We start from the raw sequence: 26,059 nt of genomic DNA on the forward strand, positions 1-26,059 counted from the left end.
CCACCCGGCAAAAACGTCGCAAAAGCCGCCTCCGGGCGGCTTTTTTAATGGCGAAATCTGGAGAGTGGCACGCAAAAGTGGTATAACAAATCATTCGCCGTACCCTGCCTGGAGCGCATATGGAAATCACCGAATCACGTCGTTTATATCAACAACTTGCCGCCGAGCTGAAAGATCGCATCGAGCAAGGGGTCTATCTTGTCGGTGATAAACTTCCCGCTGAGCGTTTTATTGCGGATGAAAAAAGCGTCAGCCGCACGGTGGTCCGCGAAGCCATCATCATGCTGGAAGTTGAAGGGTATGTTGAGGTACGCAAAGGTTCCGGTATTCACGTGATTTCCAGCCAGGCGAAACACTCCCCCACGCCGGACGAAAGTCTGGAATTTGCCAGCTACGGTCCGTTTGAGCTTCTCCAGGCTCGCCAGCTGATTGAAAGCAATATCGCAGAATTCGCAGCGACGCAGGTCACCAAGCAGGACATCATGAAGCTGATGGAAATCCAGGATCATGCGCGTAAAGAAAAATGTTTCCGCGATTCCGAATGGGACCTGCAATTCCACGTCCAGGTCGCCCTTGCGACTCAAAACACGGCGCTGGCGGCAATCGTTGAAAAAATGTGGACTCAGCGCGTTCACAACCCGTACTGGAAGAAACTGCACGATCACATTGATTCCCGCACGGTAGACAACTGGTGTGACGACCACGACCAGATTCTTAAGGCCCTGATTCGTAAAGATCCGCATGCGGCGAAACTGGCAATGTGGCAGCATCTGGAGAACACTAAACAGATGCTTTTTAATGAAACGAGTGATGACTTTGAATTTAACGCTGACCGCTATCTTTTTGCTGATAATCCGGTGGTTCACCTCGATACCGCGACCAATGTCGCAAAATAACCTCCTGAACTGCTGGCAGGCGCACCGCCGCGCCTTCCGGCCAGACAGGGTAAGAAAACCTCTATAGTGTCAGCCTTTGTAAAATCTCTCGCTCCCCTCCGTGGCTTACGCCAAAATCGTGTTTCCCCTCAAATTCTGTGACGCAGAACGTCGGGCTTTGTTACAATTGGATTCACTTCGTTATTTTGTAAGTTAGTGCTTGCTAACCAGCCAATTAACAGGGAACAGTGTTGGCCACACATCATTGTGTCCGCGAGCGACCATAATGAAATCATAACAATGTCGCCGTGCTGTTTTCCCGTATGACAGGCGTGACGTTAACCGATTTCCAGGAACACTGAATGGAACTTTTGACCCAACTACTGAACGCCCTCTGGGCTCAGGATTTCGAAACGCTGGCCAACCCGTCCATGATTGGCATGCTCTACTTTGTGTTATTTATGATCCTGTTCCTTGAGAACGGCCTGCTGCCTGCTGCCTTTTTACCGGGCGACAGCCTGCTGGTGCTGGTTGGGGTGCTCTGTGCAAAAGGGGCGATGGCTTTCCCACAAACGGTTCTGCTGTTGACCATTGCCGCCAGCCTGGGTTGCTGGGTGAGTTATATTCAGGGGCGATGGCTGGGCAACACGCGAATCGTTCAGAACTGGCTTTCGCATCTTCCGGCACATTATCACCAGCGAGCGCACCACCTTTTCCATAAGCACGGGCTCTCCGCCTTGCTGATTGGCCGCTTTATCGCATTCGTACGCACCCTGCTGCCGACCATTGCGGGCTTGTCCGGCCTGAGCAGCGCGCGCTTCCAGTTCTTTAACTGGATGAGCGGCCTGCTGTGGGTTCTGATCCTGACCACGCTCGGCTATGCGCTCGGTAAAACGCCGGTCTTTATGAAATATGAAGACCAGCTGATGTCTTGCCTGATGCTGCTGCCCGTCGTCCTGCTGGTGTTTGGCCTGGTCGGTTCACTGGTCGTACTGTGGAAAAAGAAATACGGAGCCAGGGGTTAACGATGGTTATCTCCCCGCTCGCGCTGCGCCGCTTCTCTTACGCCATCGTCGCGCTAATGATGTTCAGCGCTCTCATCCTGCTATGGTCTGCCCTACAGCACCAGGAGTCGACGCTGACTATCCGTCCTGTGAGTCAAGGAACCAGCGTGCCGGATGGTTTTTCCATCTGGCATCATCTGGACGCTAACGGGATCCGCTTTAAGAGCATCACGCCGCAAGACGATGTGCTGCTGATAAAATTTGACTCCAGTGCGCAAAGCGCCGCGGCGAAAGCGGTGCTGGACCGCACGTTGCCGCAGGGTTACATCATCGCGCAACAGGATGATGACAGCCACGTAGCCTCCTGGATGTCACGGTTACGCGACACGTCGCATCGATTTGGCTAACGACTAATATTCCGAATATTTTCACCCACTTTGGTGAAACTCCCGTTTACTTACTATGCTTAAGTACGCGGAGCACCCCTCAGATGTTCTCCGCATAGTTCTGGAACACGGCTTACGCCGTAACACAATGGAAGGTTTCTATAATGAAATACCGCATCACCCTGGCTCTGGCCCTTTTTTCTTTAAGCACAGCTTCCTTCGCTATGTCTCTTTGTCAGGAGAAAGAACAGGATATTCAACGCGAAATCAGTTATGCCGAAAAGCATAACAATCAGCACCGGATCGACGGACTGAAAAAAGCGTTGAGCGAAGTGAAAGACAATTGTACGGACAGCAAGCTGCGTGCCGATCATCAGGAAAAAATCGCTGAACAGAAGGACGAGATAGCCGAGCGCCGTCAAGACCTGCAAGAAGCGAAAGAGAAAGGTGATGCGGAAAAAATTGCCAAGCGCGAGAGGAAGTTGCAAGAGGCGCAGGACGAACTGAAAGCGCTGGAAGCTCGCGATTATTGAGTTAACGGAAATCTCAACAGGAGAGAATCATGTCAAAAGATACAACTTCAGAACATCTGCGCGCTGAGCTGAAATCCCTGGCGGACACCCTGGAAGAGGTGCTGAACTCTTCTGCCGATAAATCGAAAGAAGAAGTCAGCAAACTGCGCAGCAAAGCGGAGCAGGCACTGAAAGAGAGCCGTTACCGTCTGGGTGAAACCGGTGATGCACTGGCGAAACAGACCCGCGAAGCGGCTGCGCGCGCAGACGAATATGTACGTGACAATCCATGGACAGGCGTTGGTATTGGTGCCGCAGTGGGTGTGGTGCTGGGTGTCCTGCTGACGCGTCGTTGATTATGGAAGATCCACGTCACGCACAAGGGCCTGCTAAAAACGTCCTCGGCATCGGCCAGCGTATTCTTACGACGCTGGTCGGGATTGCCGAAACGCGCGTCCGGCTTGCGGTAGTGGAACTGGAAGAGGAGAAAGCCAATCTCTTCCAGATGCTGCTCATGCTTGGGCTTACGATGCTCTTTGCCGCGTTTGGTCTGATGAGCCTGATGGTGTTAATCATCTGGGCTATCGATCCACAGTATCGGCTGAACGCGATGATTGCGACTACCGTGGTTCTGCTGGTGGCGGCGCTGATAGGCGGTATCTGGACCCTGCATAAAGCGCGCACGTCGACCTTCCTGCGCCATACTCGCCAGGAGCTGGCCAACGACCGCGCCCTGCTGGAGGATGATAAGTCGTGAGCGACAAAGCCGAACGTCAAAAGCGGAAAGCGTATCTGCTGAGCCAGATCCAGCAGCAGCGGCTGGACCTGTCCGCCAGCCGTCGCGACTGGCTGGAGCTGACCCAGCGTTACGATCGCGGCTGGAATACTCTTCTGAGCCTGCGTTCGTGGGCGCTGGTGGGTAGCAGCGTGATGGCGATCTGGACGATTCGTCATCCAAACATGCTGATTCGCTGGGCACGCCGTGGCTTTGGTGTCTGGAGCGCATGGCGTCTGGTGAAAGCAACGATTCGTCAGCAGCAGCTGCGCTAGCCTTCTCGCCGGGTGGCACTGCGCTTACCCGGCCTACGGTAAAAAAGTAGGCCGGGTAAGGCGTAGCCGTCACCCGGCAAAATCTCTCTATGCTCCCTTACTCAATATCTTTGAAAAAGATTGACAGTTTTCCTTGCTAACAATTGCCATCCGCCCCGTTTACACTCCTCTCCATCGACAGCAAAGACGCGGTATCTACCCGAATTTGCACGCAAATAACGTTTAGCCGCTGATGTGGTTTCCTGGAGAGTAAAATGAAAAAATTAGAAGATGTTGGTGTATTGGTAGCGCGTATTCTGATGCCTGTGCTGTTCATCACCGCAGGCTGGGGCAAGATTACCGGCTATGCGGGCACTCAGCAGTATATGGAAGCGATGGGCGTGCCGGGTTTCCTGCTGCCACTGACCATCCTGCTTGAGTTCGGCGGCGGCCTGGCAGTGCTGTTCGGTTTCCTGACCCGCACCACGGCGCTGTTCACCGCAGGCTTTACCCTGCTGACCGCGTTCATCTTCCACAGCAACTTTGCGGAAGGCGTGAACTCCCTGATGTTCATGAAAAACCTGACCATCGCGGGTGGCTTCCTGCTGCTGGCTATCACGGGTCCGGGCGCCTACAGCATCGACCGTCTTCTGAATAAGAAGTGGTAAGCACGCTATACTGATTACATTCAAAGCGAGGAGACATATCCTCGCTTTTGCTATCTGACGGAGGAGAAAAAAATGGGACAACTCGTAGACGGCGTCTGGCAGGATGTCTGGTATGACACCAAATCCACCGGTGGACGCTTTAAGCGCTCTGTTTCGGCCTTCCGTAACTGGCTGACCGCCGACGGCGCACCCGGCCCGAGTGGCGAAGGGGGCTTTGCGGCGGAGAAAGATCGTTATCATCTGTATGTTTCTCTCGCCTGTCCGTGGGCGCACCGCACGCTGATTGTGCGCAAACTTAAAGGTCTCGAATCGCTAATTCCGGTTTCGGTGGTCAACCCGCTGATGCTGGAAAACGGCTGGACGTTCGACAGTGACTTCCCGGCCGCGACGGGTGATGAGCTTTATCATCACGATTTCCTGTATCAGCTCTATCTGCGCGCCGATCCGCACTACACCGGACGCGTAACGGTGCCTGTGCTGTGGGACAAGAAAAACCAGACGATCGTCAGCAATGAATCCGCTGAAATCATTCGCATGTTCAATACCGCGTTTGACGCGCACGGCGCCCGCGCCGGGGATTACTATCCGGTTGAGCTGCGCGAGAAAATTGACGAGCTGAACGGCTGGATCTACGACAACGTCAACAACGGCGTCTATAAAGCCGGTTTTGCCACCAGTCAGGAAGCGTACGACGAAGCGGTCGGCAACGTGTTTGGATCCCTGGAACGTCTGGAGCAGATCCTCGGCCAGCATCGTTATTTAGCGGGCGATCGCCTCACCGAAGCAGACATCCGCCTGTGGACGACGCTGATCCGCTTCGATCCGGTGTATGTCACCCACTTCAAGTGCGACAAGCATCGCATCAGCGATTATCTGAACCTGCACGGTTTCCTGCGCGACATCTATCAGATGCCGGGTATTGCGGAGACGGTCAATTTTGACCATATTCGCACCCATTATTTCCGCAGTCATAAGACCATCAACCCAACGGGCATTATCTCCATTGGTCCGTGGCAGGTTCTGGATGAACCACACGGGCGCGACGTGCGTTTCGGATAATTATTTAGGGAATCAATTGATTCCCTTTTTTAATTCACGGCATACATCTATCCTTACCTCGATCGCTTAGAAAACAAGTGATTGACTGACTAAGAGGCAAGGAAAAATGGACTGGTATTTAAAAGTACTGCGCAACTACGTTGGATTTGGTGGCCGTGCCCGCCGTAAAGAGTACTGGATGTTCGTTCTGGTGAACTTCGTCCTGATTATGGTGCTGGGTATTGTGGACAAAATCCTCGGCTGGGAACGCGAGGGGGGCGAAGGCATTCTCACCACCATTTATGGTGTGTTGGTTCTGCTGCCTTCATGGGCCGTACTGTTTCGTCGTCTTCACGACACCGATCGTTCGGCGTGGTGGCTGCTGTTGCTGTTGATCCCGCTTATCGGCTGGATCGTCATTTTGATTTTCAACTGTCAGAGCGGAACGCCGGGAGAAAACCGCTTTGGTCCGGATCCGAAGATCTGCGCATAAAAAAAAGCCCGGTGGCGCTTCGCTTACCGGGCCTACAAATTACGATTTTATTTATTATATTGCGTGAAAAGCTTCGGAATTTCGCGTAAACACCACGATTTGGCTTCGCCCATGCTGTCACGACGCCACGCCATAATAATATCCACTTCGCTGGTGTATTCCGGGCTGACAACGCGCAGCCGTCCCTCTGCAATGTCCTTTTCGACGAACGGATACGGCATGGTCGCCACGCCCAGCCCCGCCAGCAGCGCCTGACGCTTATCTTCCAGCGACGTCACCGTCAGACGCGGCTGTTTATCCAGCAACTGCACCGTTAACACCGGGCGCTCGCGCGCGGTATCCGCCACCGCCACGCCGCGGTATTTCACGCGCGTGACCTCAGAGAGCGGTTCCGGCTCCTGATGGATCGGGTGACCCGGCGCAGCGACGTAGACGTTCATCACGCTGTACAGTTTGCGCGAGTTAATTTCTGACGATGAGCGGAAATGCATATCCGGCGCAATGACGATATCCGCCCTGCCCGTCTCAAGACGCTCCCACGCCCCGGCCAGTACCTCGGTGATGATCGACAGCTGGGTATTGGCTTTCGCGGCCAGTCTGTCCACCAGCGGGAACAGCGCCTCGGTGGGCACCAGCGCTTCGGTCACTAACGTCAGATGGGTTTCCCAGCCGCGGGCCAGCGCTTCGGCATCGGTCGTCAGTTTATCCGCCGCTTCCAGCAATACGCGGCCGCGCTCCAGCAGCATCCGCCCAACGTTGGTGAATTTTGTTCGATGACCGGAGCGATCGAAGAGCACAACATCCAGCTCCTCCTCCAGCTTTTGCATGGTATAGCTCAGCGCAGACGGAACGCGCCCCAGTTCATCTGCCGCCGCGGCAAAACTGCCGCGCCTGTCAATCGCGTCCATGACGCGAAGCGCCTCAAGCGTCAATGCTCTCTCTTTAGCCATCTCGTTCTCATTCAGGAAATTTGAACATACCGGGCAGAATATCTGGCTAACAATGCAGCGTCCATACCTTTACCATTGATTTAGTGTAAAGAGAGGTCAAGTTTATGATTACGACAAGAACAGCGAAACAGTGCGGACAAGCCGATTTCGGTTGGTTGCAGGCCCGCTACACCTTTTCCTTTGGACACTACTTTGACCCTAAACTTCTCGGTTACGCTTCACTGCGCGTATTGAACCAGGAAGTGCTCGCCCCGGGCGCGTCCTTCCAGCCGCGCACGTACCCGAAAGTCGATATCCTGAACCTGATCCTGGAAGGCGAGGCAGAATACCGCGATAGCGAGGGCAATCATGTCCAGGCGAAGGCTGGCGAGGCGCTGTTAATTTCCACGCAGCCGGGTATTAGCTATAGCGAGCATAACCTCAGCAAAGACAAAACGCTGACCCGCATGCAGCTGTGGCTGGATGCCTGTCCGGAGCGGGAAAATCCGCTGGTGCAAAAAATCGATCTGAAGGGCGATAAACAGCAGCTGATTGCCTCGCCAGACGGCAGCAAAGGCAGCCTGCAGTTACGCCAGCAGGTGTGGCTGCACCATATCGAACTGAAAAAAGGTGAACAGGCAAGCTTCCAGCTTCATGGCCCGCGCGCCTATCTGCAGTCCATTCACGGAACGGTGCATGCGGTGACGCACGCGGAAGAGAAAGAGGCGCTCACCTGCGGCGACGGCGCGTTTATTCGTGATGAAGCGAATATCACCCTGGTGGCGGATACGCCGCTGCGCGCGCTGCTGATTGATTTGCCGGTTTAAAGAACAGACTCGCCCCTCACCCTAGCCCTCTCCCCAAAGGGGAGAGGGAACGATCGAGCCCTCGCCCCTATGGGGAGAGGGGTTGGGGTGAGGGGAAATTTTTACACCTTACTCGCCATAATCTCAATAATCTGCCGGTCCGTTGCCTGCATCGAGCGGCACGCCAGCGCGCACAGGTTCGCGATCGACTGCTCCACGTCGTGGGCCACAATCCCCTCGTTGCCCGTCACGGCAGTATCATCCAGCGCCATCATCACGGCTTTCCAGGCGCTGGTGACGCTGGTCGAGACCTTCATTGCGCAACTGTTAGACGCCCCGTCACAGATCATCCCGCTGACGTCGCCGATCATACTGCCGATCGCCATGGCAATAGTCTGGTAAGATCCGCCCATCAGCCACGCCATCCCTGCGGCGGCCCCCATTCCGGCCGTTGTCGCCGCGCACAACGCGGACAAGCGCGGAAGCTGGTAATGGATATAGATCGCCGACAGGTGCGAGAGCATCAGCGCCCGCGCCAGCCGTTCGTCATCGGCCTGAACGTGCTCAGCCACCACCACCACCGGCATGGTGGCGGTGATGCCCTGATTCCCTGAACCCGAGTTGCTCATCGCCGGCAGTGTCGCGCCCCCCATGCGGGCATCCGAGGCTGCGCTGGTGCGGATAACAATGTCTGAACCCAGATCCTGCGCCATCCATCCGCGTGTGCGCTGTTTATTGAGCGTCGCACCAATATGCAACCCCCAGTTGCCACGTAAACCTTCGCGGGAGAGCGCATCGTTCAGCCGTCCCGCATCGAGGATAAAGCGGATCGCGTCGAACGGCACCTGTTCCACAAACTCAAGGATCTGCGACAGCGTGGTGGTCGAGAGCACCGCCAGCGGATCGTCGCTGTTCTGGCTCTGATTATCGTCAAGCCTGAAGCGCGTTTCGCCCTGACAAACTACCTCCACCACGCGAGTGTGCCCGCCAGCGATGGTCACCATCGCCGAGGATTCACCGACGTAAACGCAGGCACGTGAATAGAGGATCTCATCGCACGGCTCCTGCAATTTTACCTGCACCAGACCCGCGTTCAGCAGTGCTTTGGCGCGCGTTAGCGCCTCGGACGACGCGTCTTTCAACACCTCCAGCCCGGCGTGTGCATTACCGCCTGTCGCCCCCAGCGCGGCCGCGATGGGTAAACCGACCATACCGGTACCGGGCACCGTTACGCCAAGCCCGTTTTTCATCAGGTTCGGCGATACCCACGCCTCGATACGCGTCACCTCACCGTCAAGCTGTCCGGCAGCCATCGCGCACGCCAGCGCCAGCGAGACGGGTTCGGTACAGCCCAGCGCAGGCTTTACCTCTTCCTGCACCGCGCGAATAAAATGGTTCCATAAAGGATTAATTTGCTCAGACATCGTTACGACCTTATTTAACCTCATGAGAAGGCGAGGAAAGGAGAAACACAAAGCAGCAGCCCGGTAATCACAATAATCACCAGCGATACGCCTTTATATTTATGAAGTGCGGGCACTTTGTAGACCAGCCACGCCGGAATTAAGCAGCCCACCATCCCGAAAATAGGGCTACAGATGGAAGTGAAGCTCAGCACCGGCGCGTTTAACACAATCGCGCTCCAGGCCAGCAGGATGGCGAACAGCATAATCCCGCGCTGGACGGCATTTTCATTGATTTTCTCCGCCGGCATTTTGCGGCGCAGGATGTTCATCACAATGCCCTGCGTCGCCTCACGAAAGCCGAGATAGACGCCAAAGAACGCGGTCATCACAGCGAAAATATTGAGGATTACGCTGACAATTTTGACCCAGCCCGCGCCGTCACCGCTGATAAACTGTGCTGCGATTGCCAGGGCGGAAATATTCTGCTCGTAGGCTTTTACCGCCTCGTCGTGCCCCATCGCCAGGGTGAAGGAGACAGCGTAGAAAAAGACCGTCACAAACAGCACGCCAAAGGCGATATTCATTGCCCGCAGCGCTTTATGACGCGCCACCTCAACGGATTTTTCCCTTGAACGATAGGAAATCACCATCGGGCTTAATGTCTGAATAAACAGAATGGAGGTTAAGGTGAAAGGCAGCGTAATAATGGCGTTTTTAATCAGCAGCCCCATTGGCGGCAGCATGCCGACGTTGGCTAAATGCCAGAGGCCAATCATCGAAAGCCCCAGCGCCGCCACCACAAATAATTTGGTCAGCACCATCAGGCTGGAGACTTTAAACAGCAGCTTTTCACCGCGCGACGAAATGGCGACCAGAATGCAGATCAGGAATAAGCCGTAGAACGGATTTTCCGAGAGCAAACCGTCGGTTACGCCGAAGGTGTGTAAATAGGATGCGCTGTCGTTGGTAATGGCCGTCGAATAGACAAACATCCAGATCACCAGCATCACGAAATAAAGTGCACCCAATAAGATGCCCCAGTTTTTGCCTAAATATCCGCTAATAACGCTCGGATAGTCTTTACATTCCGGTGATTCCGCCAGCGTATTAATAAACAGGCGCTGGAACAGGTACATGGCCGGATAACCAATTATCGACGAGAGTAAAAATACCCATAGCCCCATTAATCCAACCTGCACCGGAAGAAAAACAATGCCCGCGCCGATAGCCATCCCAATACTCATGATGACCCAGCCCGTATCGGTGCTGTCGAATTTAATCGCCTCTCGCCATTCGCTTTCGCTCATTCCCGCCCGCCTTGCCGCAGGGGAATCACTCACAATCACACTGCTGTTTGTTGCCATATTCATTGGGCACTCGCTTATTTTGTAGGGTAACGATTTGTTTTTATAAGGTTCCGATCGCCAGCGATTGCGAGTCAGAGGGTGCAGGTGTGAGTTATTGGTATGGGGAGATCATATCCGGAGCGCGGGAGAAAAAAGTCACAACTTTTATAGGGATTTCCTAAGGCAAGAGGAAAATATTACTTCGGGATAGCAGAAAAGAGAGAGAGTTTTCTAAAATTGACGGTGTTCACAAAATTAAAAGCCTCCTCATCTGAGGAGGCTGAAGATGGGGCCTGTGTTAGATCGCCTGCGTAAACGTCCTCGAAATCACGTCCTGCTGCTGCTCGCGGGTCAGAGCGTTAAACCGCACCGCATAGCCTGAAACGCGGATCGTCAGGTTCGGATAGTTCTCCGGATGGGCGATGGCATCCAGCAGCATCTCCCGGTTCATCACGTTGACGTTCAGGTGCTGCCCGCCCTCAATGGTCGCTTCGTGGTGGAAGTACCCGTCCAGCAGCCCGACAAGGTTGGTTTTGCGCACCAGCTCGTCCTTGCCCAGTGCCTGCGGCACGATGGAGAAGGTGTAGGAGATCCCGTCTTTGGCATAGGTGAACGGCAGCTTGGCGACCGAGGTCAACGACGCCACCGCCCCTTTTCTGTCGCGCCCGTGCATCGGGTTGGCGCCAGGCGCAAACGGTGTACCGCCGCGACGTCCGTCCGGCGTGTTGCCGGTCTTCTGCCCGTAAACCACATTGGAGGTGATGGTCAGGATCGACTGCGTCGGCACGGCGTTGCGGTACGTCGGCAGCGCCTGGATTTTCTTCATAAAGCGCTCAACCAGATCGCAGGCGATACTGTCCACGCGATCGTCGTTGTTGCCGTATTGCGGATAGTCGCCTTCGATGACGAAATCGACCGCCAGACCGGTGTGGTCGCGCACCGGTTTTACCGTGGCGTATTTGATGGCCGACAGGGAATCCGCCGCCACCGACAGCCCGGCAATGCCGCAGGCCATGGTGCGGTAAACGTCCCGGTCGTGCAGCGCCATCAGCGAGGCTTCGTAGCTGTATTTATCATGCATGTAGTGAATGAGATTCAGCGCACTGATGTACTGCACTGCCAGCCAGTCCATGAAGTGATCGAGGCTCGCCATTACGGTGTCGTAATCCAGTACCTCATCCAGCAGCGGCTCGGTTTTCGGCCCCACCTGGATCTTCAGCTTCTCATCCACCCCGCCGTTAATCGCGTACAGCAGCGTTTTCGCCAGGTTGGCGCGTGCGCCGAAGAACTGCATCTGCTTGCCGATCACCATCGGACTGACGCAGCAGGCAATGGCGTAGTCGTCGCTGTTAAAGTCGGCACGCATCAGATCATCGTTCTCGTATTGCAGCGAGGAGGTGACGATCGAGACCTGCGCGGCGTATTTCTTGAACGCGATCGGCAGCTGTTCGGACCAGAGGATCGTCAGGTTTGGCTCCGGCGCAGGCCCCATGGTGTGCAGGGTATGCAGATAGCGGAAGCTGTTTTTGGTCACCAGCGTACGGCCATCCAGCCCCATGCCGCCAATCACTTCCGTGGCCCAGATCGGATCGCCGGAGAAGAGCGTGTCGAACTCCGGCGTGCGCAGGAAGCGCACCATGCGGATCTTCATGATGAAGTGGTCGATCAGCTCCTGGGCCTGCACCTCGTTCAGCCTTCCTGCCTGCATGTCGCGTTCAATGTAGATATCGAGGAACGAGGCCGTGCGCCCCAGCGACATCGCCCCGCCGTTCTGGGATTTCACTGCGGCAAGGTAGGCAAAGTAGACCCACTGCACCGCTTCCTGCGCATTCATCGCCGGACGTGAAATATCAAAGCCATAGTTCGCCGCCATCTGCTGGATCTGGAGCAACGCACGTTTATGCTCCGCCAGCTCCTCGCGCAGGCGGATCGTGGCCTCCAGATCGTCTCCGCGCTCCAGTTTCCCCTGGAGATCGGCGAACTGAAGTTCCCGCTCGCGCACCAGATAGCTGATGCCGTACAGCGCCACGCGGCGGTAGTCGCCGATGATGCGTCCACGCCCGTAGCCGTCCGGCAGACCGGTGAGCACGCCGGATTTTCGACAGCGCATCATCTCCGGGGAATAAACGTCAAATACGCCCTGGTTGTGGGTTTTGCGCAGGTCGGTGAAGAGATATTCAAACTGCGGATCCATCTCGCGACCGTAGGCTTCGAATGAGCTGCGGATCATATTGATCCCGCCGTACGGATGCAGGGCCCGCTTGAGCGGCTTGTCGGTTTGCAGGCCGACGATCGTCTCCAGCTCCTGGTCAATATAGCCCGGCCCGTGCGAGGTAATGGTGGTGGCGATGTTGGTGTCAAAATCCACCGGAGCGTGGGTGGCATTCTCCTGGCGAATGCCGACCATCACCTTCTGCCACAGCGCCGTCGTTGCTGGCGTCGCCTGCGCGAGGAAAGCTTCATCGCCTTCATAAGGGGTGTAGTTATGCTGAATAAAATCGCGCACGTTAACGGCGTTTTTCCATTCTTCACCGCAAAACCCGGCCCATGCGTCGCTGTAAGGCGCGACGCCCGTATCGATTGTTACTTTCATCAGATTCTCGCTTTATCAGGCGTAAGCCGCAGCCGGGGTGACCTTCCCAAGACGGAGGGCGTCCAGCGCGATCATTTTTTCTTCATTGGTAGGGATCACCGCGCAGGCCGCGCGTGACGACTCGGTGGAGATCACGCCCTCACCCGCGCTGCCCGGCAGGGCATTTTTGGACTCGTCGAGGATGATGCCAAACACCTTCAGGTGCTCCACCACCAGCGCGCGTATGAGCACAGAGTTCTCACCGATCCCGCCGGTAAACACCACGCCATCCAGACGGTGCAAGGACGCGGCATGACCGGCGATATGCCGCGCTATGCGGTGGACAAAGGTCTTTATCGCCAGCCGCGCCCGCTCGTTGCCGTCATGCCAGGCTTTCTCCAGCACGCGCAAATCGGAGGAGATGCCGGAGAGCCCCAGCAACCCGGACTCTTTATTGACCACGCGCTCCAGATCCTCGAACGTCTGGCCGGTCTGCCGGGCAATCCACGCCATCGCGCCAAAATCTACGTCGCCACAGCGCGTGCCCATCACCAGTCCTTCAAGCGGCGTCATCCCCATGGACGTGTCCACGCTTACGCCGTTACGCACCGCGCAAATGGACGCCCCGTTGCCGAGATGGGCAATCACCAGGCCGCTGTCTTCGGCGGAGAGCCCGAGAAGCGCGTGCGCCTGCGCCGCCACGTAGCGGTGAGAGGTGCCGTGGAAGCCGTAGCGGCGCACGCCCAGCTCTTCAAAATAGCGGTACGGCAAGCCGTACAGATACGCCTGCGGCGCCATGGTCTGGTGGAAGCTGGTATCAAATACCGCCACCTGCTGCACGCCGGGGAACAGGCGCCCGGCGGCTTCCACGCCGCTCAGGTTGGCGTAGTTATGCAGCGGCGCCAGCGGGGAGACCTGGCGGATCTGCTCCATCACCTCTTCCGTGATCAGGGTCGACTCGCTGAAGAGATCGCCGCCGTGGGCAATGCGATGGCCAATCAAAGCCACGCTGCCCATCAGGTCGCGCTTCTCCAGCTCCAGGGCGATGGCGGCCAGCGCCCCTTCGTAGTCCTGATGAGCCAGTCTGACTGGCTCACCCCCATTCACGGAAATAAAGGCTTTTTCTGTGTTGATGCCGTCCGCAATGCCCGTCAGCAGGGCATCGCAGCCTGCGGCGTCCAGCACCGAAAACTTAACAGAGGACGATCCGCAGTTAATGACCAGTACTACCGGAAACTCAATCATGGTATGGCTCCGCTCTTCCTGAGCTTTGGTTTAAAACAGTTTGTACACGATGTTCAGAATGGTCAGCAGGCCGACCACGGTTACGAAGATGTTCTCGGTCCGGCCTTTGTATTTCGCCAGCGCCGGTGCTTTGCGGATGGCGTACATCGGCAGCAGGCACAGCAGAGAGGCGATAATTGGCGCGCCCATGGCTTCAATAAGGTCCAGAATGTTCGGGTTGGCATAGGCCACAATCCAGGTGGAGCCCATGATGAAGACCATGCTGATGGTGTTCAGCTTGCCCACGGAGACGTTCTTCTTGTCGCCCTTGTAGCCGAACTTAACGATCAGGCCGTTCAGCCCCTCCAGCGTGCCCAGGTAGTGACCGAAGAAGGATTTAAAGATAGCGACCAGCGCGATGATGGACGCGCCGTACTCCAGCACCGTGGCGAACGTGGATTTACTGCCTGACATCGACGCGAAGTGGTTCGCCAGGTAAGAGAGCACCGGAATGTTCTGCGCTTTGGCGTCCGCCATGTTCTGCGGAGAGAGCGTAAACAGGCAGCTAAAGGCGAAGAACATCACCACCGCCACCATCAGCAGGCTGGCGCGACCGATGATTTTGGAACATTTCTGCTCGGTGAATTCTTTACCAAACTCCGGCTCGTACTCTTCGCGCTTGGAGACCACAAACGAGGAGACGATAGGCGAGAAGTTGAAGGAGAAGACCATAATGGAAATCCCCAGCCACACCGTGACAAGAATGCCGTCATGACCGGTGAAGGCGATATCGCTCAGGTTAACCTGGTCGATCACCGCTGAGTTCCAGTACGGGATCAGCGAGAGAGAAATCAGCACCAGGCTGGCGATGAACGGGAACACCAGGTAGCTCATCACCTTCACCATCAGGTCTTTACCGAACCAGATCACAAAGGCCATCAGCAGCAGCAGGAACAACGCTACCACGCCGCGGTTCAGGGCAGGCATCTGGAGCTGGTTTTCCCAGAAGGTCATAAAGGTGTTGGTAATGGTGACGCCGTAAATCCACAGCAGCGGGCAAATAGCAAAGAAGTAGAGGAAGGTGATCACCACCCCGCCGGTCTTACCAAAATGCTCCTCCACCGTTTCGGTGATGTTGCCGGAGACGTTACTGCCGGACAAACACAGACGCGCCAGCGCGCGGTGGCAGTAAAAGGCAATGGGGAACGCCAGAACCAGCATCAGCAGAATAGGGATCAACCCCCCAAAGCCTGCGCGGATGGGGAAGAACAGCACGCCAGCGCCAATGGCGGTACCAAACAGGCCGAGCGTCCAGGTGGTATCCGATTTACGCCAGGAGGACGTTTTTGTCTGGCCAACGATAATGCTTTCTGTGTTGCTCATAGGTCACCTTTATGCGTCAACGAAGCCGGTAATTTGGGAAACACGGGAGAGATCAATATTGCCACCGGAAATAATGCAGACGGTTTTACGGCCCTGAATATAGTGGTCCAGCTTGCCGCTTAATAACGCCGCGCACGCCAGCGCGCCAGCACCTTCCGTAACCACTTTATTTCGCTGAATAAGCGCGATCATGCTGTTGCGAATCTCGTCTTCGCTGACCAGCACAATGTCGTCAACCAGTTCACGAACGATTTCGAAGGTTAAATTACCCGGGCGAGACACGTCGCAGCCGTCCGCTAATGTGCCGGTAATGCGGTGGTTCGTTATTTCACCGGTCTGATACGACGCCGCCATTCCGTGCACGTTTTCAGACTGCACGCCGATAATATTGATAGTTGGGTTGATGGATTTAATTGCTGTCGCAATACCGGCAATTAAACCACCACCGCCGATGGGAACAATCACGTTATCCACGTCGTATAAATCTTCGAGGATTTCCAGGCCGATGGTGCCCTGACCGGCGATCACTTTCGGATCGTCGTAAGGCGGGATAAATATGCGCCCTTCCATCTCGACGATTTCGCTCACTTTGGCGATAGTGTCGTTAAAGTTCTCGCCGTGCAGCACCACTTCGGCGGAGTAGTCGCGCGTGGCGGCCACCTTGGATTTCGGCGCGCCCATAGGCATTACCACTTTGCCGTCGATGCCGAGCATGGCGCAGGAGAGCGACACCCCCTGCGCGTGGTTCCCTGCGGAACAGGCCACCACGCCCTTGCGTTTTTCCGCATCGGTCAGCGAGCTTAATTTATTAAACGCCCCACGTATTTTAAACGAACCGGTACGCTGCATATTTTCAAATTTCAGGAATATCTCACCCTTACACCGTTCGCTCAGATAATTTGAACGCGGCATACCGGTTTTATAGATCTTTCCCGCCAGTCTTTTTCTGGCGTCCTGAATATCTTCAATGGTCACCGGGAGATCGTAAGTAATGTGCATAATATCCTCGTTATAATAATTCATTGTTTTCAGGCAAAGTCAGGGTATCAGAGCGTTAAAAATCGTCGCTCCGGGTGTTTTAAATCATCATTATTTCTATCGTCGTTTTTCGATATTCATCGACGAATATTGTTTTGCCAGTTCAACTAATACTGACGCCGATTTTTTAATACTGTAATTTTTTGACCACACGGCGGCATAACGCGCCACGGGTAATGCATCTTCCACCGGCAGGACAATAAACTGGTCCGAGCCGAATGGGGCAATCATGTCACGGGGGATCACCGTCAGGTAATCGGCATTGAGGACAAGGTTATAGATGGTGACGACGGAATCGGTCTGGACGATGTTTTCAATGCTGATGTGGTTGTCTTGCAGGGTGGTCAGGAGTTCGTTGTAGTAGCCCATATCGGTTTGCGGCATCACCCACTGCTCATGCGTGAGCGATGCCAGTCTGGTCGGGCCGGTGCACGTTCGTGATTTACTCGCCACCAGCACAAACTCGGATTCAAACAGTGGCTCAACGTGAAGATCCTGAAGCTGCATCCCGTCGCTCAGCGTGCCGATGGCGAAATCCAGCCGGCCATCGCGAATGGCGGGCAGGAATGAAGAGAGCTGCGCTTCATACATTGAGACGCGCGCTTTCGGGAACACTTCCTTGAATTTTTTGATCATCCCGGACAGGAAGGTGAAGCCAATCAGCGACGGATAGCCGAAGGAGACGTCCATGACGGTACTGAAACTGAGGCTGTTGATCTCGCTCACCATGTTTTTCATTTCGCGGGTGATCGACTCAGCGTAGGACAGCAGCACCTGACCGGCGGCAGTGAGTTTTACGCCGGTGTTTTTACGCACCATCACTTCCACCCCAAAGTAAGATTCGATGTCGCTGATGATTTTGCTGACGGCAGGTTGCGTCAGCCCCAGTTGTCTTGCAGCAGAACCTATAGAGCCACTTTTGATGACTTCCTGAAATACCACGAGGTGCTGTGTTTTCGGTAGAATAATAGTATTCATAATATTCTGCGCTTATTTCCCTATGACGCAGCGGATTCTACCCAATATTGTTTCAAGGGGTATGTGCTGTTACTCACAATTTGCCAGGATGCCCTTTTTACAACCACATTTAAAATCGATTTATAATCTTATCATTCAAACAGTTAGACAGCTAAAAATACGCAATTACGCTGATATTGATCAACAAAATCCGCGGTAATAAATTTATTTTATGGCAATAACCAGCATGAATTTTTTTGCCTTAACAATATTAATAAAGACTATCTTTCAGGCAATTAAAGGTTAATAAACCATCATTATTCTTTTAAAACATTTTTGTGGTTTATCAACTTTATCAGGAATGTTTTCTCAGCTTCCGGTTAAAGAGTGGGATATATCACACATTCACCAGAAGAATGTTTTTAGATTCAATATTAAATTATCAAATGAATAACATTCAGCATCACTGAGTCAACATTCACAACATCTGTTCAACACTAAAATTTTCTAATTTTATAGCGTTAAATTTTGTGATTACGATCATGCGCAGCAGATGAAAGGAACGCATAATCGGTAAAGCAGTGAAATGTGCTTGGCGTCGCAAAATTGAGAATTGATGTCGTTTGGCGCTTCGCTGACCCGGCATGCAACCTTCAGAAAACAAAAACCCCGCCGAAGCGGGGTTTCGTAAGAAGTTGAAGCTGACCGATAAGCCGGGTTCTGTCGTGGACAGTCATTCATCTAGGCCAGCAATCGCTCACTGGCTCAAGCAGCCTACCCGGGTTCAGTACGGGCCGTACCATGTGAACCCCTATTTGGCCTTGCTCCGGGTGGAGTTTACCGTGCCACGGACTGTTACCAGCCGCGCGGTGCGCTCTTACCGCACCCTTTCACCCTTACCTGATCCCGCTTACGCGGGCCATCGGCGGTTTGCTCTCTGTTGCACTGGTCGTGGGTTTCCCCCCCAGGCGTTACCTGGCACCCTGCCCTGTGGAGCCCGGACTTTCCTCCCCTCCGCCCGTCTCCCCCGAAAGGGACGACGACGAAGCGGCGACTGTCTGGTCAGCTTCGGCGCGCAGTATAGAGGGTTTGCGCGCCGCTGTCACCCCTGGCTACGCATGCCTACCTGCAATGTGGCCGCGATATTCCGCGAGGCGCGGTAAATGTTGTCATACGCTCCCTGGAACGCCTCTTCCAGTGAACCGATGCGGGTCAGTACGCTGAACACCGCGTCGATGCCGTACTGATGCACCACACCCACATCCTGCGTCAGACTTCCGGCAATCCCGATCACCGGCTTATGGTATTTTTTGGCGACGCTCGCCACACCGACGGGCACTTTGCCATTAATGCTCTGGCTGTCGATGCGCCCTTCCCCGGTCAGCACCCACGTGCAGTCGTGAATATGTTCTTCAAGATTGAGCGCCTGAGTGACAATCTCGATGCCGCTTTTCAGCTCAGCACCCAGGAAGGCCATCAGCGCTGCGCCCATGCCGCCCGCGGCGCCAGCCCCCGGAACCCGGTTGACGTCAATGAGCAGCGATTTTTTGATCACCCCGGCGTAGTGGCTAAGACTGGCGTCGAGTTCGAGGATCATCTCCTCCGTGGCGCCTTTTTGCGGGCCAAAGATACGCGACGCGCCGCTTTCACCGACCAACGGATTCGTCACGTCACAGGCGACGCGGATTGCGCATCCCTGAAGACGCGGATCGAGATCGGAAATATCAATCCGGTTAAGCGCCATCAGGCTGCCGCCGCCGTAGCCGATCTCCGTCCCGTTCGCATCCGTAAACTTCGCGCCCAGCGCCTGCATCATACCCGCGCCCCCATCGTTGGTTGCGCTCCCGCCGATACCGATAATGATGTTGCGCGCGCCTTTATCCAGCGCGCGGAGGATCAGCTCCCCCGTCCCGCGCGACGTCGTGACCAGCGGGTTACGCTGCGCGGGAGGAACAAGTACCAGGCCGCTGGCGGCGGCCATCTCGATAAACGCGGTGGTACCGTCGCCCGAGATCCCCCAGCTGGCCTTCACCTTTTCCCCTAACGGGCCGGTGACGACAGCCTGCTGCCAGGTGCCCTGCGTCGCGGCGATCATCGCTTCAACCGTACCTTCTCCGCCGTCAGCAACGGGAACAGACACGTAATGAGCGTCGGGGAAAATTTCCCGAAATCCTTTTTCTATCGCCTGCGCCACCTCAGTGGCAGACAGGCTTTCTTTATAAGAGTCTGGCGCGATTACGATTTTCATAGTTGTATGCCTGAGCCGTAGGCCCGGTAAGCGTAACGCCACCGGGCGGGACGTCATTAGCGAGCAATTTCAACCTTCGCCAGCTTTTCGTAATAGCACGCTAACGCGCTGTGATCGGCGGTGCCCAGACCGTCCGCACGCAGCGCCTGCATCATCTCCATGACGGCGGCAGTCAGCGGCAACTGTGCGCCCACGCCGTGGGAGGTATCCAGCGCATTCGCCAGATCTTTAATGTGCAGATCGATGCGGAAGCCCGGCTTGAAGTTACGATCCATCACCATCGGTGCCTTGGCATCCAGCACGGTGCTGCCCGCAAGACCACCGCGAATGGCCTGATAGACCAGATCCGGATTAACGCCCGCTTTGGTGGCCAGCGTCAGTGCTTCGGACATGGCCGCGATGTTCAACGCCACAATCACCTGGTTTGCCAGCTTGGTGACGTTGCCTGCGCCAATTTCACCGGTATGCACCACGGAGCCAGCCATGGCTTTCATCAGGTCGTAGTATTTGTCGAACACGGCTTTATCGCCCCCCACCATTACCGACAGAGTACCGTCGATGGCTTTCGGTTCGCCGCCGCTGACCGGCGCATCCAGCATCTCCACGCCTTTCGCTTTCAGCGCCTCGCTGATTTCGCGGCTCGCCAGCGGCGCGATAGAACTCATGTCGATCACCACCAGACCCGGCTTCGCGCCGTCGATAATGCCGTTCTCACCCAGCGCCACCTCTTTCACGTGCGGGGAGTTTGGCAGCATGGTGATAATGACATCGCACTGCTCGGCGATCGCTTTTGCAGTTGTCGCCGTTTCTGCGCCAGCCGCAATCACTTCTGCCACCGCGTCTGAATTACGATCTAAAACCACCAGTGAGTAACCTGCTTTGATGAGGTTTTTGCTCATTGGTTTGCCCATGATACCCAGGCCAATAAAACCCACTTTCAGCGTCATAATCTGTTTCCTCAATGATGGTTATTTTTTAAAAGCGTCCGCTAATTTCTGCGTGGCGGCGCGGAATACGCCGAGGTCGCTGCCGACGGCGACAAACGTTGCGCCCCACTCCAGGTAGCGGCGGGCATCGGCTTCCACCGGCGCCAGAATGCCGCACGGTTTACCGTGCGCTTTGGCACGGGCAAAAATGTGCTGGATTGCCCGCTGCACGTCCGGGTGGCTGGCGTTGCCCAGATGACCAAAGGCGGCCGCCAGATCGCTCGGGCCGACGAAAATACCGTCGACACCTTCGGTCGCGGCAATGGCGTCGACGTTATCGACCCCCTGCTGGCTCTCGATCTGAACCAGAATGGTGATGTTCTTGTTGGACTGGGCGAAATAGTCCGGCACGGTGCCAAACATGTTGGCGCGGTGCGAGACAGACACGCCGCGGATCCCTTCCGGCGGATAGCGGGTGGCAGCTACGGCCAGCACCGCTTCTTCTTCCGTTTCAACAAACGGGATCAGGAAGTTGTAGAAGCCGATATCCAGCAGACGCTTGATGATCACCGGCTCGTTGGTAGGTACACGCACCACCGGCGCGCTGTGGCTGCCTTTCAGCGCCATCAGCTGCGGAATAAACGTGTTGATATCGTTTGGCGCATGTTCGCCGTCCAGCACCAGCCAGTCGAATCCGGCCAGGCCCAGCACTTCGGTGCTGATGGGGTTGGCCAGCGCAGACCAGCAGCCAATCTGAATCTGATGCGCCGCAAGGGCCGCTTTAAATTTATTCGGGAAGATGTCGTTACTCATTACGTATACCTTTTTTAATTCCGCAGTTTTAGCCAGTAGCTTTTCTTATTTATTCCGACTCAGCGTCAGCGTTAAATTTATTTACTGACTGAATTTTGGCGTTATAAAATCGTCATTCAGTATAATCGTCACCACCCGGCAGCACATTGTCTCAATGCTCAATTATCCAACGGGGTTAGCACGCTTTTTTGAGCATATGCCCAATGCAGTGGGCGCTGATGCACAGAATCAACGATTAGTGTTTCGGGAGCGATCGCGATCACATTCTCACTTTTCCTCTCCTGACATTCTTTATTTCCTCAATAAGAAACGATTAACCATCTGGCTATATTTAGTATCAGATATTTTGCTGGAGATGAGTGAACAATGGCCGATATTGAAATTCGACAGGCGGCGCCGACGGCGTTCTATATAAAAGTGCACGATACCGATAACGTGGCGATTATTGTCAACGACAATGGCTTAAAAGCGGGTACCCGCTTTCCGGACGGGCTGGAGCTGATTGAGCACATTCCGCAGGGGCATAAAGTCGCACTGGTCGATATCCCGGCGCAGGGCGAAATCGTGCGCTACGGCGAAGTCATCGGCTATGCGGTGCGCGCTATCCCGCAGGGTAGCTGGATTGAGGAGTCGCTGGTTGAGCTGCCCACCGCCCCGCCGCTGGAGACGTTGCCGCTGGCTACCCGCGTCCCTGAGCCGTTACCTCCGCTGGAGGGTTATACCTTCGAAGGTTACCGCAACGCGGATGGCAGCGTGGGAACCAAAAACCTGCTTGGCATCACCACCAGCGTGCATTGCGTGGCGGGTGTCGTGGATTACGTGGTGAAAATTATTGAGCGCGATCTGCTGCCGAAATACCCCAACGTTGACGGCGTGGTGGGTCTTAACCACCTGTACGGCTGCGGCGTGGCGATCAACGCGCCCGCAGCGGTCGTGCCGATCCGCACGATCCACAATATCGCCCTTAACCCGAACTTTGGCGGCGAGGTGATGGTGATTGGCCTCGGCTGTGAAAAATTGCAGCCAGAACGCCTGTTGCAGGGTACTGAGGATGTGAAAGCCATTCCGGTTGACGAGGCCAGTATTGTGCGTCTTCAGGATGAACACCATGTCGGCTTCAGATCGATGGTCGACGACATTTTACAGGTGGCAGAGCGCCATCTGGAGAAGCTGAACAAACGCCAGCGTGAAACCTGCCCGGCCTCTGAACTGGTGGTTGGGACACAGTGTGGCGGCAGCGATGCGTTTTCCGGCGTCACCGCTAACCCGGCGGTAGGTTATGCCTCCGATCTGTTCGTGCGCTGCGGCGCCACGGTGATGTTCTCTGAAGTCACCGAAGTGCGTGATGCTATCCACCTGCTCACGCCGCGCGCCGTCAACGAAGAGGTGGGCAAACGCCTGCTGGAAGAGATGGCCTGGTACGATAACTATCTCGACATGGGCAAAACCGACCGCAGCGCCAACCCGTCGCCGGGTAACAAGAAAGGCGGCCTGGCGAACGTGGTGGAAAAGGCCCTCGGGTCGATTGCCAAATCCGGCCAGAGCGCGATTGTGGAAGTGCTCTCACCTGGCCAGCGACCAACCAAACGCGGTCTGATCTACGCGGCAACGCCTGCCAGTGATTTCGTGTGCGGCACCCAGCAGGTAGCATCCGGCATTACGGTACAGGTCTTTACCACCGGACGCGGCACGCCGTACGGCCTGATGGCGGTACCGGTGATCAAAATGGCGACCCGCACCGAGCTGGCAAACCGCTGGTATGACTTAATGGATATCAACGCGGGCACCATCGCCACCGGGGAAGAGAGTATTGAAGAGGTGGGCTGGAAGCTGTTCCACTTCATTCTGGATGTGGCAAGCGGGCGGAAGAAAACCTTCTCCGATCAATGGGGATTGCATAACTCGCTGGCGGTGTTTAACCCGGCACCGGTGACGTGATGGCCCCTCACCCTGCCCTCTCCCCACCGGGGAGAGGGTAAAAAAACCGCACCGAGCAGTCCCCTCTCCCCTATGGGGAGAGGGTTAGGGTGAGGGGAAAAGCCTCTTTAGACCAGCACCACATCGATCCCGCTTTTGCGTAACCCTTCCAGGCTTTCCGCCGGAATACCTTCATCAACGATAATCATGTCGATCCGCTGAGTATCAATGATTTTATGCAGGCTTGAACGGTTAAACTTGCTGGAATCAGTGACAACGATAATACGCTCCGCCACCTCGCACATTTTCCGGTTCAGACGGGCTTCATCCTCGTTGTGCGTACTCACCCCCCGATCGAGATCGATGGCATCGACGCCCAGGAACAGCAGGTCAAAATGGTAATTCTGTAAGGACTGCTCCGCCTGGTCACCATAGAAGGACTGCGACTGACGGCGCAAGTGCCCGCCGGTCATCAGCAGCTCTACGCCCTCCGCTTCCAGCAGCGCGTTTGCCACGTTCATCCCGTTGGTCATGGCAATGACATCGGTATGCTGGCGCAGCATGCGGGCAATTTCAAAGGTTGTGGTGCCGGAGTCCAGAATAATGCGATGACCCGGCTTCACCAGTTCAGCCGCCGCCTGCGCGATGCTGCGCTTCACAGCCGTATTAAGGGAACTTTTGTCCTCAACGGACGGCTCCACGCCGGGGGCATTGCCTTCGCAAATCAGCGCGCCGCCGTAAGCGCGAACGGCAATCCCCTGCTTTTCCAGAAAGGCCAGATCGTTACGGATCGTCACCGTCGACACGCCGTATAAAAGAGAAAGATCGTTAACCTGCACGCTTCCCTGCGCCCGCAACCGCTGAATGATCTGCTCTCGCCTTTCACTGGTGCCGGTGATGCGCTTCTCTGCGGATGAATCGGTGCTGCTCATACGAGCTCCTTAGTAAATAAACTTTCGTTTCATTTCGTTTTGCTTATTAACGCCTTTCTTTTGAGGGAATGCAAGCCCTGTATGGTGAGCAGACGCAAGCTTAACCGCCGCTGAAACCTTTCATTATGTTTCTTTTGTGAAACAGATCGGAAAACTATTATCTTTCGTTTTATTTTTACCCCACCATAATGCAGTATCAAATGAAACAAAACGAAAGATGAATACCAACACCATCCGAAATGGAGAGGAAAGTGAAACATCTGACAGAAATGGTGGAACAACATAAACGGGGGAATACAAACGGGATTTACGCCGTCTGTTCCGCACATCCATTGGTACTTGAAGCTGCAATTCGTTACGCCCATTCACAACAGACGCCTCTGCTGATTGAAGCCACCTCAAACCAGGTGGATCAGTTTGGCGGCTATACCGGTATGACGCCCGCCGATTTTTATGGGTTTGTCTGCAATCTGGCGGGATCCCTCGGTTTCCCCACCTCACAGCTGATCCTTGGCGGCGATCATTTAGGTCCAAACCGCTGGCAAAACCTGCCAGCTTTGCAGGCGATGGCGAACGCCGACGATCTGATCAGAAGCTACGTGGCGGCCGGATTTAAAAAAATTCACCTCGATTGCAGCATGTCCTGCGAAGACGATCCGGTTCCTTTAACCGATGCAATCGTTGCCGGGCGTGCCGCTCGGCTGGCTAAAATTGCCGAAACCACCTGTCTCGAGCAATTTGGCGTAGCGGATCTGGTCTACGTTATCGGCACGGAAGTTCCGGTTCCCGGTGGGGCACACGAAACGCTGACCGAGCTTGAGGTCACCACACCAGAGGCGGCACGTGCCACGCTTGAGGCACACCGCCACGCATTCGAGAAGGAAGGGTTAAGCGACATCTGGCCGCGCATTATTGGCCTGGTGGTTCAGCCTGGCGTTGAGTTCGACCATGCGCACGTTTGTGACTATCAACCGCATAAAGCCGTCGCACTGAGCAAGATGGTTGAAGCCTACGACACGCTCGTATTTGAAGCACACTCTACCGATTACCAGACGCCGCAGGCGCTGCGCCAGTTGGTGAAAGATCACTTCGCCATTCTGAAAGTCGGCCCTGCGCTAACCTTCGCGCTGCGCGAAGCGCTGTTCTCACTGGCTGCAATTGAAGAAGAGCTTTTGCCGGCAAAAGCCTGCTCAGGACTGCGTCACGTCCTGGAAAACGTGATGCTCGATCGCCCGGAATACTGGCAAAGCCACTATCACGGCGACGGCAATGCCCGTCGCCTGGCCCGCGGTTACAGCTATTCCGACCGCGTGCGCTATTACTGGCCAGACAGCCAGATTGACGAGGCTTTTGAGCGACTGGTACGCAACCTGGCGGATGAACCGATCCCGCTGCCGCTGATCAGCCAGTATCTGCCGTTGCAGTACAGCAAAGTTCGCGAGGGTGCTCTCAGGTCCACACCACGGGAGCTCATTCTCGACCACATTCAGGACATACTCCAGCAGTACCATGCCGCCTGCGAAGGCGTAACGACTCAACACGCATAATTAAAAAGAG

The 26,059-nt window shown here is 55.3% G+C and carries 25 protein-coding genes and 1 other RNA gene; 13 read left to right on the forward strand and 13 right to left on the reverse strand.

Going from position 1 to position 26,059, the window contains the following annotated elements; translation table 11 throughout:
• Positions 1-119: 119 nt before the first annotated feature.
• The 10 genes from exuR to ACOT0L_RS21750 all read left to right on the forward strand — a co-directional run bounded on the left by exuR (position 120) and on the right by ACOT0L_RS21750 (position 6,005).
• A complete protein-coding gene (gene exuR, locus ACOT0L_RS21705) occupies positions 120-896 on the forward strand; it encodes a transcriptional regulator ExuR (RefSeq protein WP_023298695.1) in 777 nt (258 codons plus the stop codon).
• A 341-nt stretch (positions 897-1,237) separates the two neighbouring features.
• The gene (gene yqjA, locus ACOT0L_RS21710; protein WP_022649475.1) at positions 1,238-1,900 is read left to right on the forward strand and encodes a DedA family general envelope maintenance protein YqjA; all 663 of its coding nucleotides are present in this window, start codon (positions 1,238-1,240) and stop codon (positions 1,898-1,900) included.
• Between the two features lie 2 nt (positions 1,901-1,902).
• Entirely contained in the window at positions 1,903-2,286 is a 384-nt protein-coding gene (mzrA, locus tag ACOT0L_RS21715; RefSeq protein WP_022649476.1) for an EnvZ/OmpR regulon moderator MzrA, read from the forward strand.
• Between the two features lie 143 nt (positions 2,287-2,429).
• Positions 2,430-2,798 (forward strand): DUF1090 domain-containing protein, encoded by a 369-nt coding sequence (locus ACOT0L_RS21720; protein ID WP_017382428.1) that lies wholly within the window; start codon positions 2,430-2,432, stop codon positions 2,796-2,798.
• 29 nt (positions 2,799-2,827) lie between these two features.
• Positions 2,828-3,133, forward strand: a complete 306-nt coding sequence (locus tag ACOT0L_RS21725) for a DUF883 family protein (RefSeq protein WP_008503141.1) — start codon at positions 2,828-2,830, stop codon at positions 3,131-3,133.
• 2 nt (positions 3,134-3,135) lie between these two features.
• Positions 3,136-3,534, forward strand: a complete 399-nt coding sequence (locus ACOT0L_RS21730) for a phage holin family protein (RefSeq protein ID WP_003862647.1) — start codon at positions 3,136-3,138, stop codon at positions 3,532-3,534.
• Positions 3,531-3,827, forward strand: a complete 297-nt coding sequence (locus tag ACOT0L_RS21735; RefSeq protein WP_022649477.1) for a YqjK-like family protein — start codon at positions 3,531-3,533, stop codon at positions 3,825-3,827. The genes ACOT0L_RS21730 and ACOT0L_RS21735 overlap by 4 nt, the downstream gene beginning before the upstream one ends.
• A 254-nt stretch (positions 3,828-4,081) precedes the next feature.
• Positions 4,082-4,474, forward strand: a complete 393-nt coding sequence (locus ACOT0L_RS21740; RefSeq protein ID WP_006812075.1) for a DoxX family protein — start codon at positions 4,082-4,084, stop codon at positions 4,472-4,474.
• Between the two features lie 72 nt (positions 4,475-4,546).
• On the forward strand, positions 4,547-5,533 hold the full coding sequence (locus ACOT0L_RS21745) for a glutathione S-transferase family protein (protein ID WP_063135867.1): 987 nt from the start codon (positions 4,547-4,549) through the stop codon (positions 5,531-5,533).
• Positions 5,534-5,639: 106 nt separating this feature from the next.
• On the forward strand, positions 5,640-6,005 hold the full coding sequence (locus ACOT0L_RS21750) for a DUF805 domain-containing protein (protein WP_022649479.1): 366 nt from the start codon (positions 5,640-5,642) through the stop codon (positions 6,003-6,005).
• 47 nt (positions 6,006-6,052) lie between these two features.
• Here ACOT0L_RS21750 and yhaJ read toward each other — a convergent pair whose 3' ends face one another.
• Entirely contained in the window at positions 6,053-6,955 is a 903-nt protein-coding gene (gene yhaJ, locus ACOT0L_RS21755) for a DNA-binding transcriptional regulator YhaJ (protein WP_022649480.1), read from the reverse strand.
• A 104-nt stretch (positions 6,956-7,059) separates the two neighbouring features.
• Between yhaJ and ACOT0L_RS21760 the strand changes: the two genes are divergently transcribed.
• Positions 7,060-7,761, forward strand: coding sequence for a pirin family protein (locus tag ACOT0L_RS21760; protein ID WP_022649481.1), 702 nt, complete (start codon positions 7,060-7,062; stop codon positions 7,759-7,761).
• A 101-nt stretch (positions 7,762-7,862) separates the two neighbouring features.
• Here the strand turns inward: ACOT0L_RS21760 and ACOT0L_RS21765 are convergent, their stop codons facing one another.
• From ACOT0L_RS21765 to garL, 11 genes are all read right to left on the reverse strand, one after another.
• On the reverse strand, positions 7,863-9,164 hold the full coding sequence (locus ACOT0L_RS21765; RefSeq protein ID WP_022649482.1) for a serine dehydratase subunit alpha family protein: 1,302 nt from the start codon (positions 9,162-9,164) through the stop codon (positions 7,863-7,865).
• 20 nt (positions 9,165-9,184) lie between these two features.
• Positions 9,185-10,516: an amino acid permease gene (locus tag ACOT0L_RS21770; protein ID WP_022649483.1), complete on the reverse strand. Its 1,332-nt coding sequence runs from the start codon at positions 10,514-10,516 to the stop codon at positions 9,185-9,187.
• A gap of 274 nt (positions 10,517-10,790) precedes the next feature.
• The gene (gene pflB / locus ACOT0L_RS21775) at positions 10,791-13,085 is read right to left on the reverse strand and encodes a formate C-acetyltransferase (RefSeq protein WP_126504253.1); all 2,295 of its coding nucleotides are present in this window, start codon (positions 13,083-13,085) and stop codon (positions 10,791-10,793) included.
• 15 nt (positions 13,086-13,100) lie between these two features.
• Positions 13,101-14,309, reverse strand: a complete 1,209-nt coding sequence (gene tdcD / locus ACOT0L_RS21780; protein ID WP_126504251.1) for a propionate kinase — start codon at positions 14,307-14,309, stop codon at positions 13,101-13,103.
• A 30-nt stretch (positions 14,310-14,339) separates the two neighbouring features.
• On the reverse strand, positions 14,340-15,671 hold the full coding sequence (gene tdcC / locus ACOT0L_RS21785) for a threonine/serine transporter TdcC (protein ID WP_022649486.1): 1,332 nt from the start codon (positions 15,669-15,671) through the stop codon (positions 14,340-14,342).
• 9 nt (positions 15,672-15,680) lie between these two features.
• Positions 15,681-16,670, reverse strand: a complete 990-nt coding sequence (gene tdcB / locus ACOT0L_RS21790) for a bifunctional threonine ammonia-lyase/L-serine ammonia-lyase TdcB (protein ID WP_032626468.1) — start codon at positions 16,668-16,670, stop codon at positions 15,681-15,683.
• A gap of 96 nt (positions 16,671-16,766) precedes the next feature.
• Complete coding sequence (gene tdcA, locus ACOT0L_RS21795; protein WP_126504249.1) at positions 16,767-17,687, reverse strand: transcriptional regulator TdcA; 921 nt, start codon at positions 17,685-17,687, stop codon at positions 16,767-16,769.
• A gap of 672 nt (positions 17,688-18,359) precedes the next feature.
• Positions 18,360-18,736, reverse strand: an RNA gene (gene rnpB, locus ACOT0L_RS21800) — RNase P RNA component class A.
• Positions 18,737-18,768: 32 nt separating this feature from the next.
• Positions 18,769-19,914 carry a glycerate 2-kinase gene (gene garK, locus ACOT0L_RS21805; RefSeq protein ID WP_126504247.1) on the reverse strand — a complete coding sequence of 382 codons (1,146 nt, stop codon included), beginning with the start codon at positions 19,912-19,914 and terminating at the stop codon, positions 18,769-18,771.
• A gap of 56 nt (positions 19,915-19,970) precedes the next feature.
• Complete coding sequence (gene garR, locus ACOT0L_RS21810) at positions 19,971-20,861, reverse strand: 2-hydroxy-3-oxopropionate reductase (RefSeq protein WP_022649490.1); 891 nt, start codon at positions 20,859-20,861, stop codon at positions 19,971-19,973.
• A gap of 21 nt (positions 20,862-20,882) precedes the next feature.
• Positions 20,883-21,653 carry a 2-dehydro-3-deoxyglucarate aldolase gene (gene garL, locus ACOT0L_RS21815; RefSeq protein ID WP_003862676.1) on the reverse strand — a complete coding sequence of 257 codons (771 nt, stop codon included), beginning with the start codon at positions 21,651-21,653 and terminating at the stop codon, positions 20,883-20,885.
• Between the two features lie 366 nt (positions 21,654-22,019).
• Between garL and garD the strand changes: the two genes are divergently transcribed.
• Positions 22,020-23,591 carry a galactarate dehydratase gene (gene garD / locus ACOT0L_RS21820; RefSeq protein WP_023298704.1) on the forward strand — a complete coding sequence of 524 codons (1,572 nt, stop codon included), beginning with the start codon at positions 22,020-22,022 and terminating at the stop codon, positions 23,589-23,591.
• 107 nt (positions 23,592-23,698) lie between these two features.
• Here garD and ACOT0L_RS21825 read toward each other — a convergent pair whose 3' ends face one another.
• Complete coding sequence (locus ACOT0L_RS21825) at positions 23,699-24,502, reverse strand: DeoR family transcriptional regulator (protein WP_015571958.1); 804 nt, start codon at positions 24,500-24,502, stop codon at positions 23,699-23,701.
• Positions 24,503-24,741: 239 nt separating this feature from the next.
• On the opposite strand from ACOT0L_RS21825, the gene kbaZ reads away from it, so the two are divergent.
• Positions 24,742-26,049 carry a tagatose-bisphosphate aldolase subunit KbaZ gene (gene kbaZ / locus ACOT0L_RS21830; protein ID WP_032677146.1) on the forward strand — a complete coding sequence of 436 codons (1,308 nt, stop codon included), beginning with the start codon at positions 24,742-24,744 and terminating at the stop codon, positions 26,047-26,049.
• Positions 26,050-26,059 lie beyond the last annotated feature (10 nt).

Source organism: Enterobacter cloacae complex sp. XAL002, from assembly GCF_049236805.1.
GTDB classification, from domain to species: Bacteria; Pseudomonadota; Gammaproteobacteria; order Enterobacterales; family Enterobacteriaceae; genus Enterobacter; species Enterobacter intestinihominis.